Source organism: Pseudoduganella sp. S-14, assembly GCF_049913285.1.
GTDB lineage: Bacteria > Pseudomonadota > Gammaproteobacteria > Burkholderiales > Burkholderiaceae_D > Rugamonas.
Genome location: NZ_CP183991.1, coordinates 4,764,057 through 4,776,714, shown reverse-complemented (window position 1 = coordinate 4,776,714; position 12,658 = coordinate 4,764,057). Strand labels below are relative to the sequence as shown.

The following is a 12,658-nucleotide window of genomic DNA, read 5'->3' as shown; positions in this document are numbered from 1 at the left end:
TGATTAAAGTCCGAGCGCTTGATCAGATGTCTTGCATTCGTTCGCCAGTTGGCGGTTCACCTTGGAATCCAGCAGCATGCCCTTGGCAGGAATGCCGATCCAGATCAGGCCTGCAATCTTGTTCTCGAAGCGTTGCGCACCGGTGGAGGTGGCTTCGCGAGTCAGGCGGTGCAGGCGGTTCTTCCAGCGCATGACGATGCTGTTGCCGTCGTCGGCGCTGCTGTAAATGGTGATCTTGTTGCCCAGTTCGCAGGCGTAGTTAGTGGCCGTGCGCCCGCTCACGCTCGATTCAGGCTCGTTTTGGGCGGCGGCAGGTTTGGCGGCAGCTTTCTTGGGGGCGGCGTGTGCGGATGGGGCGGCGATGGCAAGTGCCATGGCGCAGGCGGTGATCAGTTTCATAAACGACATTATTGGGCTCCTTTTGATTCGGCCGCCCCGACTAGGGCGGCAACGGAGTCCGGCAGCGGCAGGCCTGCGAGCTTGGCTCGCTGCAGAACCGTCCAATAATAGCGATAGCTCGCGCGGTCATGCAAGCGACCATGCTGGTTAATCGGGCCCCACTGTACCTTCTCTGCCTCATGCAGGATGGTTGCAGCCTCATTGACTTCGGATGCACGCGGGGTGAATGCTTTTATGACAGGTTTTATCTGGCTTGGGTGGATGCTCCACATGCGGGTGAATCCGAATTCCGCGGCAGCGCGCTGGGCATCGGTGGCCACTACGGCCGAATCCTTGATTTCAGTGGTCACGTTATGCGACGGCACCTTGCCGTGCGCGTGGCAGGCGGCGGCGATTTCCAGCTTGGCGCGCACCACCAGCGGATGGGTGAACTGGCCGGGCGTGCGCATGGCGCTGCCAGGCACGGCGCCATAGTGGGCCGAGACAAAGTCCATGATGCCGAAGGACAGGCACTCAACCTGGGGCAGGGCGGCGATATCGTGCACATCGCGCAGGGCGCCGTGGGTCTCGATCAGCACGTGCACCGGTATCGGCGTCGTGCGGTCGGACTTGGCGGCATGCTTGTTGACCAGGTCGATGGCGCGCTCGACTTCCTGCACGCTCTCCGGCTTTGGCACCACGATGTAGGCCAGCTTGTGGCCTGCTTCGGTGCAGATGATCTCGACGTCGCGCTCGAAGAACGGGCTGTTGACGTCATGCACGCGGGCGCCGATGCGGTTGAACTCATTGGCCTCGTCCAGCAGCAGCAGGGCGACCAGCTTGGCGTGCGATTCTTCGTTGCCGGCGGCGGCGCCGTCCTCGCAATCGAAGGTGATGTCGAACAGGGGACCAAGCTCTTGTTGCAGGGCCATGGATTTGCGCATCAGCTTTTCACTGCCGGCGTAGTGGTCGCAGGCAGGGAGCAGCAGCGGCTGGCGTGTGCCCTGGAATAAAACCTCGGATGGATGCATTGGTACGTTAGATGAAACAGCAGCCGCGCTGCCCTCGGCAGCGCGGCGGGTACGGCGGATCGGTGGATTAACCGGTTCCACTGTCAAAGACGATTATGGCAGCAGGTGCTTCACGCCTTCACGCTCTTCGGTCAGTTCCTTCAGCGTGATGTTGATGCGTTCTTGCGAGAATGCATCGATGTCCAGGCCCTGGACAATCTTGTATTCGCCGTTTTCGCAGGTGACTGGGAAACCGAACATGGTGCCTTCAGGGATGCCGTAGGAGCCGTCGGAAGGGATGCCCATGGTGGTCCACTTGCCGTTGGTGCCCAGCACCCAGTCATGCACGTGGTCGATCGCAGCGTTGGCGGCGGAAGCTGCGGAAGACAGGCCGCGTGCTTCGATGATCGCTGCGCCGCGCTTGCCCACGGTTGGCAGGAACACGTTGGCGTTCCATTCCTGGTCGTTGATCATGTCCTTGACCGATGCGCCGTCGACGGTCGCGAAGCGGTAGTCGGCGTACATGGTCGGGGAGTGGTTGCCCCAAACGCACAGCTTTTCGATGTCCTTGACAGCCTTGCCGGTCTTGGCAGCTACTTGCGACAGGGCGCGGTTGTGGTCCAGGCGCAGCATGGCGGTGAAGTTCTTCGCTGGCAGCGATGGAGCGGACTTCATGGCGATGTAGGCGTTGGTGTTGGCCGGGTTGCCGACCACCAGTACTTTGACATTGCGGGAAGCGACGGCGTCCAGCGCCTTGCCTTGCACGGTGAAGATCTGTGCGTTGGCTTCCAGCAGGTCTTTACGCTCCATGCCTGGACCGCGAGGACGGGCGCCAACCAGCAGGGCCACGTCGGCATCCTTGAAGGCGGTCATCGGGTCGGAGTGGGCGGTCATGCCGGCCAGCAGAGGGAACGCGCAGTCGTCGATTTCCATCATCACGCCTTTCAGCGCTTTCTGGGCCTTCTCGTCAGGGATTTCCAGCAGTTGCAGGATGACTGGCTGGTCTTTGCCCAGCATGTCGCCGTTGGCGATACGGAACAGCAGGGAATAGCCGATCTGGCCGGCGGCGCCGGTAACGGCAACACGCATTGGGGTTTTAGCCATGGTGAATCTCCAAAGTGGACGTGAAAACGGTGTAAGCTCGTAATGATACGACAATTCGGGCGAGTGTAGGCTCCTGTCGACTGGCTGTCAATCCTATCTTATGTCTTATATAAGACATATAAGTTATAGGATTTTTCTGGACGCGAGGGGGCGGATGTGGTGGAATAGCGGGCTATGAATCCCGTCACGCCCAACCAGACCACTTCTGACGCCCCAGGCGCGGCCGGCGCTCCGTCCCCGACTTTTTCTCCCCTGTACCAGCAGATCAAGGGCCTGATCACCCAGAGCCTGCAGTCCGGCGAATGGAAGCCGGGCGAAATGATCCCCAGTGAAGTGGAATTGGCCAACCGCTTCAAGGTCAGCCAGGGTACCGTGCGCAAAGCGATCGACGAGCTGGCGGCGGAAAACCTGGTAGTGCGCCGCCAGGGCAAGGGGACCTTTGTCTCCACCCACCACGAGGCGCGCGCGCATTTCCGCTTCCTGCGCCTGGTGCCGGACGAAGGTGTGCCGCATTATCCCGAATCCCGGTTTATTGAAGTCAAGCGCCTGCGCGCCCCGGCCGAAGTGGCGCGCCTGCTCGACCTGAAGTCGGGCGACGCCGTGGTCTACATCAAGCGCGTGCAAAGTTTCGACAACGTGCCCACCATCGTGGAAGAACTGTGGCTGCCGGGTCTGATCTTCAAAGGCCTGACGGCGGAACGCCTGAATGAATACAAAGGGCCGATGTATGGCCTGTTCGAATCCGAATTCGGCACCCGCATGATCCGCGCAGAAGAAAAGATCCGCGCCGTCTGTGCGGAAGGGGGCGATGCGGAGTTGCTGAAAATTGCGGCAGGCACGCCATTGCTGTGCGCCGAGCGCGTTTCCTTCACCTACGGCGATAAACCGGTCGAACTGCGCCGCGGTTTGTACTTAACGGAGCGCCATCATTATCAAAATGACCTCAGTTAAGGTGCGCTGCAATAAAATTTTGGTGATATGTAACAATACATATTGGTTGTAAGGGCAAAAATAGGCGAAAATCGTAGCTTCGCCAAGTTTGGCAAAACACTTTGTAATAAAGCATAGGGAGGTTGTATATGACTGAAGCCGTGCGGGAAACCCCAAAAAAAGAGCGGCCAGAATTCCGTAACATTCACGTTACGGATCTGATGAATTACCGACTGCCGATGGCTGGCATCGTCTCCATCCTGCACCGCATCAGCGGCGCCCTGATGTTCCTGCTGTTGCCGTTCGTGCTGTACCTGCTGCAGGAATCGCTGCGCTCCGAGTACACCTTCGCCAACTTCATGATCATTGCCTCCCACCCGATCGCGAAGCTGGTCATGCTGGCCCTGGTCTGGGGCTATACCCAGCACTTCTGCGCCGGCGTACGCCACCTGATCATGGATACCCACGTCGGCCTGGACAAGGATTCCGCGCGCAAGTCCGCCACCGCGGTGGTTGTGATCACTGTCATCGTGACCGCGCTGGTCGCACTGAAATTGTTTGGAGTGTTCTAAATGGCTAACAATAACATTGGCCCAAAACGCCTGGTTGTCGGCGCCCACTACGGCGTCAAGGATTGGCTGGTCCAGCGTGTGACCGCCGTGCTGATGGTGGTGTACACCGCCGTCCTGTTCTTCATGATTTTCACCTCGTCGACTCCGTCGTACGAAGGATGGGCGGCGCTGTTCGCCAAGCAGTGGTTCAAGCTGTTCAGCGCAGTGACCCTGCTGGCCCTGTTCTACCACGCCTGGGTTGGCGTGCGTGACATCTGGATGGACTACATCAAGCCGGTTGGCCTGCGTCTGTTCCTGCAAATCGCTACCATTGGCTGGCTGGTCGCCTGCGCCGCCTGGTCGCTGCAAATTCTGTGGAGTGTGTAAATCGTGGCAGCTATCAAATCTGCAATCCCTACCCGCCGCTTTGACGCGGTGATCGTTGGCGCCGGCGGTTCCGGCATGCGCGCCTCCCTGCAACTGGCGGAAGCCGGCCTGAACGTGGCTGTGCTGTCCAAGGTGTTCCCGACCCGCTCCCACACCGTGGCAGCGCAGGGCGGCATCGGCGCCTCGCTGGGCAATATGTCGGAAGACAACTGGTACTGGCATATGTTCGACACCGTCAAAGGTGGCGACTACCTCGGCGACCAGGATGCAATCGAATTCATGTGCCGCGAAGCACCGAAAGTCGTCTACGAGCTGGAACACTTCGGCATGCCTTTCGACCGCAACCCGGACGGCACCATTTACCAGCGTCCGTTCGGCGGCCATACCGCGAACCTGGGCGAGAAGCCAGTGCAGCGCGCTTGCGCCGCAGCTGACCGCACCGGCCACGCACTGCTGCACACCCTGTACCAGCGCAACGTGCGCGCCCGCACCCACTTCTTCGTTGAGTGGATGGCCCTGGACCTGGTACGCGATGCCGACGGCGACGTCGTTGGCGTGGTGGCCCTGGAAATGGAAACCGGCGAATGCATGATCCTGGAAGCCAAGACCACCATCTTCGCAACCGGCGGTGCAGGCCGTATCTTCGCAGCGTCGACCAACGCCTTCATCAACACCGGTGACGGCATGGGCATGGCGGCACGTGCGGGCCTGCCGCTGCAGGATATGGAGTTCTGGCAGTTCCACCCGACCGGCGTGTCCGGCGCGGGCGTGCTGATCACCGAAGGCGTGCGCGGCGAAGGCGGCATCCTGATCAACTCGAACGGCGAACGCTTCATGGAGCGCTACGCGCCGACCCTGAAAGACCTGGCGCCACGCGACTTCGTGTCCCGCTCGATGGACCAGGAAATCAAGGAAGGCCGCGGCTGCGGTCCGAACAAAGACCACGTCCTGCTGGACCTGCGCCACATCGGCTCCGAGACCATCCAGAAGCGACTGCCATCCATCCTGGAAATCGGCCACAAGTTTGCCAACGTCGACGCGACCAAGGAACCAATCCCTGTCGTGCCGACCATCCACTACCAGATGGGCGGTATCCCGACCAATATCCACGGCCAGGTGGTCGTGCCTAACGGCGACGGCAGCCAGAAAGTCGTGAACGGCCTGTACGCGATCGGCGAATGCGCCTGCGTCTCCGTGCACGGCGCAAACCGCCTGGGCACCAACTCCCTGCTGGACCTGGTGGTGTTCGGCCGCGCAGCCGGCAACCACGTTGTGGCACAGAACCTGAAGCAGAAGGAAAACAAGCCGCTGCCGAAGGATGCCTCCGACTTCGCAATGAACCGCCTGAACCACCTGGAAACCTCCACCGGTGGCGAGCGTGTGCAGGACGTCGCCAACGACATCCGCGCCACCATGCAGAAGTACTGCGGCGTGTTCCGTACCGACGAAATGCTGGCCAAGGGCGTAGAAGAAATCCTGAAGCTGGACGAGCGCCGCAAGCACGTTTCGTACAAGGACAAGTCCAAGGTGTTCAATACCGCCCGCGTGGAAGCGCTGGAACTGGACAACCTGATCGAAACCGCAAAAGCGACCATCGTGTCGGCCAACGCGCGCAAGGAATCGCGCGGTGCACACGCACAGGACGACCATCCGAAGCGCGACGACGAAAACTGGATGAAGCACACCCTGTGGTTCTCCGAAGGCAACCGCCTGGAATACAAGGCAGTCGTCACCAAGCCGCTGACGGTCGAAACCTTCAAGCCAAAAGCACGTACTTTCTAAGCAAGGGCCTCACAACATGGCACGCACTCTCAAATTCAAGATTTACCGTTACGATCCGGACAAGGACGCCAAGCCGTACATGCAAGACCTGACGGTCGAGCTGAAAGACACCGACAAGATGCTGCTGGACGCACTGCAGCGCATCAAGTCCGACGTTGACGACTCGCTGTCGCTGCGCCGCTCCTGCCGCGAAGGCGTGTGCGGTTCCGACGCGATGAACATCAACGGCAAGAACGGCCTGGCCTGCACCACCAACCTGAACGAGCTGAGCGAGCCTATCGTGCTGCGCCCGCTGCCAGGCCTGCCGGTGGTGCGCGACCTGATCGTCGACATGACCCAGTTCTTCAAGCAATACCACTCGATCAAGCCGTTCCTGATCAACGACTCGATCCCTCCGGAGAAAGAGCGCCTGCAGTCGCCTGCGGAACGCGAAGAACTGGACGGCCTGTACGAGTGCATCCTGTGCGCCTGCTGCTCGACTTCCTGCCCATCGTTCTGGTGGAACCCGGACAAGTTCGTCGGCCCAGCCGGCCTGCTGCAAGCCTACCGCTTCATCGCCGACTCGCGCGACGAAGCCACCGGCCAGCGCCTGGATAACCTGGAAGACCCATATCGTCTGTTCCGCTGCCACTCGATCATGAACTGCGTCGATGTGTGCCCGAAAGGCCTGAATCCGAACAAGGCAATCGGCAAGATCAAGGAACTGATGGTTCGCCGCGCGATTTAATTAAAAAATGGCGGAACTCGAAAAACGAGCGCACCAGGCCGATCCGACCAACCGTGCGCGCCTACGCTGGCGCGCACGACGGGGTCTGTTGGAAAACGACATTATCCTGACTCGTTTCCTTGATGCGCACGAGGCTGAATTGACCGACGAAGAAGTGGACGCGTTCACGCGGCTCCTCGATTTGTCGGACAATGCACTGATGGATCTGGTCTTGGCCCGTAAGGAGCCGGAAGGCGAAATAGACCTGCCGCATGTACATGCGTTACTGGCACGCCTGCGCCAAGCCTGAGTTAAAAGTTTTTTTATTTGCTGCATCTCTCCTAAAGGAAGAGTCCATGAACATCTCTGATACCAAAGCAACGCTATCGTTCTCCGACGGCAGCCCATCGGTAGAAATGCCGATCTACAAGGGCACCGTGGGCCCGGACGTCATCGACATCCGCAAGCTGTACGGCGCCACCGGCAAATTCACCTACGACCCAGGCTTCATGTCGACCGCGTCGTGCAATTCCTCGATCACCTACATCGACGGTGACAAGGGCGAGCTGCAGTACCGCGGCTACCCGATCGAGCAACTGGCCGTCAACGCCGACTTCATGGAATCGTGCTACCTGCTGCTGAACGGCGACCTGCCGAACGCAGTGCAGAAGAAGCAGTTCGTCGACACCGTGACCAAGCACACCATGGTGCACGAGCAGATGCAATTCTTCTTCCGCGGCTTCCGCCGCGATGCGCACCCGATGTCGGTACTGGTTGGTACCGTCGGCGCGCTGGCATCGTTCTACCACGACTCGCTGGACATCAACGATGCCAAGCAGCGTGAAATCTCGGCTATCCGCCTGATCGCCAAGCTGCCGACCCTGGTCGCCATGGCATACAAGTACTCGATCGGCCAGCCGTTCGTGTACCCACGCAACGACCTGTCGTACTCCGCCAACTTCATGCGCATGATGTTCGGCAATCCATGCGAAGAGTACAAGGTCAACGAAGTGCTGGTGCGCGCCCTGGACCGCATCCTGATCCTGCACGCAGATCACGAGCAGAACGCTTCGACCTCGACCGTCCGACTGGCCGGTTCGTCTGGCGCCAACCCGTTCGCCTGTATCGCTGCCGGTATCGCCTGCCTGTGGGGCCCTGCCCACGGCGGCGCTAACGAAGCTGCACTGAACATGCTGAAGGAAATCGGCACCGTCGACAATATCCCGGCGTTCATCGCCCAGGTAAAAGACAAGAACTCCGGCGTCAAGCTGATGGGCTTCGGTCACCGCGTGTACAAGAACTTCGACCCACGTGCGAAGCTGATGCGCGAAACCTGCCACGAAGTGCTGAACGAACTGGGCCTGCAGGACGACCCACTGTTCAAGCTGGCCATGGAACTGGAAAAGATTGCGCTGAACGACGAGTACTTCGTGTCGCGCAAGCTGTACCCGAACGTCGACTTCTACTCCGGCATCGTGCAGTCGGCCCTGGGCATCCCAGTGTCCCTGTTCACCGGTATCTTCGCCATGGCTCGTACCATCGGCTGGATCGCCCAGTGGAACGAGATGATCGCCGACCCAGAACAGAAGATCGGCCGCCCACGCCAGCTGTTCGTCGGCTCGGCAGTGCGCGACGTGCCTCCGCTGAAAGACCGCAAATAATCCTTGCAGATGCAAGAAAAAGCGAGCTTCGGCTCGCTTTTTTTATTCCCGCTGAAGACATAATGTTGTCAAGTCGAAAGATTTCAATAATACTATCGAAAATATTGCTTGTTTGGTTTTGCTCTGTGTTTAAGGAATCATTTTGTCTGCGAAAGTTCGTCCGGTGAGCCAGTGCGGGAAAATTGTCAGTACCCATCCGATCGGAGGGCTGGGCTTGCTTTATCCTGTGCTTGCGGTCGCGCTGATTTCCGCAGCTATTACACTGCCCTTCATCGTCGCCGACGTTCAAATGGCGGCGATGGATATGAGTCTGTTTGTATTCTTGAGAATAGCTGCTGGAATATCGTGTTTGCTCGGAATAGGCATTGTCATTCGCTGGTATAGGCTCAAAGGCTCAAGCTTGACGGTCTTCGAGAAGGGAATTGCCCATCGGATCAGGGGGAGGACCACTTTCTTCCGCTGGCGTGAAGTGCAGGATGTGACCGTTCGCGCTACAAGAATGCATCATTTCCTGATTCGACGTACATGGGTGAAGATAAGGCTGGCGCCGAAGACGACGTTGAAATTCACCGACAACTACAAGGAAGTTTTCGCGCTCGGCATCAATTTGTTGACGCTGACTGCGGCGGAGATGGTTCCGCTCGTGATTGCGAAGCTTGAGCGCGGTGAAACTGTGGATTTTGGTGCAATCGAGGTCAGCCGGGCCGGGCTTAACAGGCGTTTCGCCAAGCTTCCCTGGTCGGAAGTCGGTGATGCGGAACTCAGGTCGGGGCAAGTCATTATCAAGAGGAAGGGGCGTCGGATTCCTTGGGGACGGCCTCATTCCTTCCAGATCAAGAATCTCTTCGTGTTTCTGGCCGTGCTCGAACACTTCACTCAGATTGATGTTGGGGCGACTAAGGTGCCGCAACAAATGGTTGCAATGGCTTGAGAAGGAGGGCCTCGCCGTCCAGTTGCAAGGCAAATGTCGCCTCGTCGCCTGAGGCGATGTCGAAGTGCTCCGCGCTCGATTCGGCACGATCCAGTTTGCGCACGTCAGCTTCGCGGATGACGATGCGATGCTTGCCCGGCTCGACGGGAATGATTTCAAGGCTTGGCGAAGCCAGGTGCTTGAGCCGTGGCGGTGTGCGATGGCCATTGCCATCGATATTGATGCTGAATTTCGAGAGGTCGAATGGCGCATCTTCCGCGCACAGCACTCGGACAGTCGCACAGCGAGCGAGCTCACATTGTGCGGCGCGTTCTTCCATCAATTGGCTGGACTTGGATGTGAAACGATATGGTTCAATCGTCCCATGCTCGGAAGCAGGCTCGCCGGTGAAGATACCAAAAAGCTGGTATCCGGGTAGATCCAGGTCCGGGCAGACATTGATCAGTCGGTCGGCTATTTGTGCTCTCATTATTTAACGGGTTGAGGCCCCCATTCCTTTTCAATGAGCGCTCCCACATTCGTGTCTTCTTCAATCCTGTTGCCGTCCCGGCGTATGTGGGTCAGGGATTCGACGCTGTTGGCCGTATAGAAAAAGCTGCCAATGAATATCGGATCACGGGCAATCTGCCGTGTGACCTTTAACGGATCGTATTCGAAATCGTATTGCACCGTCACCCAGCGCGCTTTCTCCAGGCCGCGCTTACGTGCCGTAGCAATAGCGGCGTCAATAAAAGTGGCCGAATACGAGAGGGGCGCGATTAAATCACGCAAATCGACGGCTGCGAAATCGAAGTTGTAATGTTCCTGGTCGCTTAGCCTGTAATAGCCGACGCCACACAAATCTTGGACGACATCGAGTTCCGGTTCGCCCCGGCTGCCATCAAGGCCAACCCAGACCAAAACTTTGTTTTGTCGCAGAAAGCCCTGGCCGTAAAAATCGTCGTCGTCCGAATAATCCGGGAGTGCTATTTGAGTCACCTTTAGTGTTACGGCGCGTGTCAAGGTAGTTGTCGCCTGAATCAAGCAGCAATTTGCTGAGTTTGAATCTCCTTCGCAGCGACGGAAACGACGAGATCCCGTTCGGGGTTCAACGTGACCGCGTCGCATGGCGTCCAGTTGCGGGTATGGCCCGACCAGCGAGCCGGGTGGCGAGCCTGGGCGGACAGATACAGGCGATGCCGCGCTGCCAGAATGGCAGTATCCAGTCCCGCATGTCGCTGCGCCGGACTAACATAGCGAATGCCACTATGCCGGTGGTCGAAGTTGTACCACTGCACAAAGCGGGCTGCCCAGTCTCGTGTGTCGGCCAGATCTGCGAAGCCACTGGAAGGGAATTCCGGACGGTACTTCGCGGTACGGAACAACGCTTCGGCGAAGGCGTTGTCGTCGCTCACACGTGGGCGCGAGTACGATGGCTTAATGCCCAGCCAATGCAGCATGGCCAGCACCGTGGTCGCCTTCAGCGTGGCGCCGTTATCGCCATGCAGCACCGGCTTGTTGTGGCGCATAGCGACACCCTCGACCAAAGCCGTGCGCCGCACCAGATGACTGGCGTGGTCGGCATCATCCTCGGCATGCACTTCCCAGCCGATGATCTTGCGGCTATAGAGATCCAAGATCAGGTAAAGGTAGAACCAGCGGCCCGCCACTACAGCCGGCAAGTAGGTCATGTCCCAGCACCACACCTGGCCGGGTGCAGTAGCGACATGGGTGGTCGGCGGCCGTTGTTGACGAGGTGCTTTGGCACGGCCGCGATGACGCACTTGGCCATGGGCACGCAAGATGCGGCTGAACGTCGATTCGCTGGCCAGATAGATGCCCTCATCGGCCAACATGGGAACAATGCGCGCCGGCGGCATGTCGGCAAAGCGCGGTTCATTCGCAGCTGCCAACACCGCCGCGCGCTCATCATCCGTCAGCGCATGCGATGGCATGGGGCGTACCGCCGTCGGGCGACGATCGCCGCTTACCAATCCACCGCTTGCCTGCCAGCGCTGCAGCGTGCGAGCGCTCAGCCCGACCGCCGCGCATGCCTCGCTCAAGCGGGCACCGGCTTGGCAAGCTTGTTGGATTTCCAGGGCCAGAGCCTGGCGATCTTCGAGGCCGATCATTCGTCCTCGGCCTTGTACTTGCTGAAGATCGCCTCGGCTTTTTTTGATAGCACCAGCAAGGCTGCAGTTTCGGCCAATGCCCTGTCCTTACGGCGCACCTCGCGCTCAAGCTCTTTGATGCGGCGCTTGTCCTGCTTGGCTTCCGCTGCGCTCAAACGTTTTTCTCCCGGCTGGCCCAGCGCATTGATCGCCTGCTCGCGCCATACCGCCAGCTCGTGCGGATATACGCCGTTGCTGCGGCACCAGGCACCCTTGCTGGCCTCGTCCATGGCGGATGTCGCCAGCACCGCTTCAAACCGCGCGGCGGGCGTCCATTCGCGGCGTTGCGCTGGATTCGCCAACGCCTCGCTGCGCCAGCGCTCCAAAGTCGATTCGCTCACGCCCACCGACAAGGCCACATCCTTGATCGATGCACTTTCCGGTGGCAGCAATCGCGCCACCGCTTTGTCTTTGAATTCTTGTCCGTACCGTGCCACTTCTCACTCCTGTTATCGCCCCCATTTTCTCAGATCTATCGGAGCGACAACTATTTTGACACCGGGGGGTTATCGCCGGGAATTGGCCGGCGGCGCTTCGGGAGCAAGTATGGCTTGCAGGACCACGAAGACAAGCCCGACGTTGAGCTAAATATTGGCATGAACGCGCCACGAATTAGTTTGTCGGGCCTTTGGATGCCCCGTCGGAGATGGAGTTCTGATATCGTGGTTATGAGTCAGTGCAAATACGAGTGCTTTCCCTTCAAGGAGTCCTGCTTGTTCACCAGCCCTAACCTTATTCTGGCCACTGCATTGCTGCTTCCCATTGCAGCACATGCCATACCAAATACTGCCGATACCCGCCTGCTCAGCGAGCCGGCAATTTCCAATGAGCACATTGCGTTTATTTATGCCGGCGATGTTTGGCTGGCCGGTCAGGATGGCCGGGATGCCCGGCGCTTGACTTCGGATGTAGGAGAGAAATCGAATCCGTTCTTTTCGCCCGATGGCAAGTCGATTGCCTACAGCGCGAATATCGATGGCAATATTGATGTATTTATCCTGCCGATTTCCGGCGGCATTCCGCGCCGCCTGACCTGGCATCCGGGCCAGGATCTTGTGCAAGGATTTA

The 12,658-nt window shown here is 59.0% G+C and carries 15 protein-coding genes; 8 read left to right on the top strand and 7 right to left on the bottom strand.

Going from position 1 to position 12,658, the window contains the following annotated elements; all coding sequences use genetic code 11:
- Window positions 1–3: 3 nt before the first annotated feature.
- From ACN9MZ_RS21945 to ACN9MZ_RS21935, 3 genes are all read right to left on the bottom strand, one after another.
- Window positions 4–408 carry a hypothetical protein gene (locus ACN9MZ_RS21945; RefSeq protein ID WP_426339014.1) on the bottom strand — a complete coding sequence of 135 codons (405 nt, stop codon included), beginning with the start codon at window positions 406–408 and terminating at the stop codon, window positions 4–6.
- On the bottom strand, window positions 408–1,409 hold the full coding sequence (locus ACN9MZ_RS21940) for an HpcH/HpaI aldolase/citrate lyase family protein (protein ID WP_426339013.1): 1,002 nt from the start codon (window positions 1,407–1,409) through the stop codon (window positions 408–410). Before ACN9MZ_RS21940 ends, ACN9MZ_RS21945 begins: the two co-directional genes overlap by 1 nt.
- A gap of 93 nt (window positions 1,410–1,502) precedes the next feature.
- The gene (locus ACN9MZ_RS21935; protein WP_426339012.1) at window positions 1,503–2,492 is read right to left on the bottom strand and encodes a malate dehydrogenase; all 990 of its coding nucleotides are present in this window, start codon (window positions 2,490–2,492) and stop codon (window positions 1,503–1,505) included.
- Between the two features lie 174 nt (window positions 2,493–2,666).
- Here ACN9MZ_RS21935 and ACN9MZ_RS21930 point away from each other — a divergent pair, with 174 nt between their 5' ends.
- The 8 genes from ACN9MZ_RS21930 (at window position 2,667) to ACN9MZ_RS21895 (ending at window position 9,440) form a co-directional block, all read left to right on the top strand.
- Complete coding sequence (locus ACN9MZ_RS21930; protein WP_426339011.1) at window positions 2,667–3,443, top strand: GntR family transcriptional regulator; 777 nt, start codon at window positions 2,667–2,669, stop codon at window positions 3,441–3,443.
- A 140-nt stretch (window positions 3,444–3,583) separates the two neighbouring features.
- Complete coding sequence (sdhC, locus tag ACN9MZ_RS21925) at window positions 3,584–3,994, top strand: succinate dehydrogenase, cytochrome b556 subunit (RefSeq protein ID WP_426342941.1); 411 nt, start codon at window positions 3,584–3,586, stop codon at window positions 3,992–3,994.
- Window positions 3,995–4,360, top strand: a complete 366-nt coding sequence (gene sdhD, locus ACN9MZ_RS21920) for a succinate dehydrogenase, hydrophobic membrane anchor protein (protein ID WP_426339010.1) — start codon at window positions 3,995–3,997, stop codon at window positions 4,358–4,360.
- Between the two features lie 3 nt (window positions 4,361–4,363).
- Entirely contained in the window at window positions 4,364–6,142 is a 1,779-nt protein-coding gene (gene sdhA / locus ACN9MZ_RS21915) for a succinate dehydrogenase flavoprotein subunit (RefSeq protein ID WP_170298793.1), read from the top strand.
- Between the two features lie 16 nt (window positions 6,143–6,158).
- Window positions 6,159–6,869 carry a succinate dehydrogenase iron-sulfur subunit gene (locus ACN9MZ_RS21910; RefSeq protein WP_090438782.1) on the top strand — a complete coding sequence of 237 codons (711 nt, stop codon included), beginning with the start codon at window positions 6,159–6,161 and terminating at the stop codon, window positions 6,867–6,869.
- A 7-nt stretch (window positions 6,870–6,876) separates the two neighbouring features.
- Complete coding sequence (locus tag ACN9MZ_RS21905; RefSeq protein ID WP_057259569.1) at window positions 6,877–7,158, top strand: succinate dehydrogenase assembly factor 2; 282 nt, start codon at window positions 6,877–6,879, stop codon at window positions 7,156–7,158.
- Window positions 7,159–7,204: 46 nt separating this feature from the next.
- Complete coding sequence (gltA, locus tag ACN9MZ_RS21900) at window positions 7,205–8,509, top strand: citrate synthase (protein WP_426339009.1); 1,305 nt, start codon at window positions 7,205–7,207, stop codon at window positions 8,507–8,509.
- Between the two features lie 142 nt (window positions 8,510–8,651).
- Complete coding sequence (locus ACN9MZ_RS21895; protein ID WP_426339008.1) at window positions 8,652–9,440, top strand: DUF6585 family protein; 789 nt, start codon at window positions 8,652–8,654, stop codon at window positions 9,438–9,440.
- On the opposite strand, the gene ACN9MZ_RS21890 is transcribed toward ACN9MZ_RS21895, so the two are convergent.
- From ACN9MZ_RS21890 to ACN9MZ_RS21875, 4 genes are all read right to left on the bottom strand, one after another.
- Window positions 9,406–9,909, bottom strand: a complete 504-nt coding sequence (locus ACN9MZ_RS21890; RefSeq protein ID WP_426339007.1) for a hypothetical protein — start codon at window positions 9,907–9,909, stop codon at window positions 9,406–9,408. The genes ACN9MZ_RS21895 and ACN9MZ_RS21890 overlap by 35 nt on opposite strands.
- A complete protein-coding gene (locus ACN9MZ_RS21885; protein WP_426339006.1) occupies window positions 9,909–10,442 on the bottom strand; it encodes a hypothetical protein in 534 nt (177 codons plus the stop codon). Before ACN9MZ_RS21885 ends, ACN9MZ_RS21890 begins: the two co-directional genes overlap by 1 nt.
- 17 nt (window positions 10,443–10,459) lie before the next feature.
- Window positions 10,460–12,027, bottom strand: a protein-coding gene (locus tag ACN9MZ_RS21880) for an IS3 family transposase (protein ID WP_426338214.1) whose coding sequence is annotated in 2 segments (ribosomal slippage) — window positions 10,460–11,589 and window positions 11,589–12,027 — 1,569 coding nt in all. Because the reading frame shifts where the segments join, the coding sequence is not laid out codon by codon here.
- A 147-nt stretch (window positions 12,028–12,174) separates the two neighbouring features.
- The gene (locus ACN9MZ_RS21875) at window positions 12,175–12,651 is read right to left on the bottom strand and encodes a hypothetical protein (RefSeq protein ID WP_426339005.1); all 477 of its coding nucleotides are present in this window, start codon (window positions 12,649–12,651) and stop codon (window positions 12,175–12,177) included.
- Window positions 12,652–12,658 lie beyond the last annotated feature (7 nt).

Excerpts from the sequence above, each read along its gene's own strand:
- ACN9MZ_RS21940 (WP_426339013.1), bottom strand. The coding sequence starts at position 1,409 with ATGCATCCATCCGAGGTTTTATTCCAGGGCACACGCCAGCCGCTGCTG.
- ACN9MZ_RS21935 (WP_426339012.1), bottom strand. The coding sequence starts at position 2,492 with ATGGCTAAAACCCCAATGCGTGTTGCCGTTACCGGCGCCGCCGGCCAG.
- ACN9MZ_RS21905 (WP_057259569.1), top strand. The coding sequence starts at position 6,877 with ATGGCGGAACTCGAAAAACGAGCGCACCAGGCCGATCCGACCAACCGT.
- gltA (WP_426339009.1), top strand. The coding sequence starts at position 7,205 with ATGAACATCTCTGATACCAAAGCAACGCTATCGTTCTCCGACGGCAGC.
- ACN9MZ_RS21945 (WP_426339014.1), bottom strand. The coding sequence starts at position 408 with ATGTCGTTTATGAAACTGATCACCGCCTGCGCCATGGCACTTGCCATC.
- ACN9MZ_RS21930 (WP_426339011.1), top strand. The coding sequence starts at position 2,667 with ATGAATCCCGTCACGCCCAACCAGACCACTTCTGACGCCCCAGGCGCG.
- ACN9MZ_RS21910 (WP_090438782.1), top strand. The coding sequence starts at position 6,159 with ATGGCACGCACTCTCAAATTCAAGATTTACCGTTACGATCCGGACAAG.
- sdhD (WP_426339010.1), top strand. The coding sequence starts at position 3,995 with ATGGCTAACAATAACATTGGCCCAAAACGCCTGGTTGTCGGCGCCCAC.
- ACN9MZ_RS21890 (WP_426339007.1), bottom strand. The coding sequence starts at position 9,909 with ATGAGAGCACAAATAGCCGACCGACTGATCAATGTCTGCCCGGACCTG.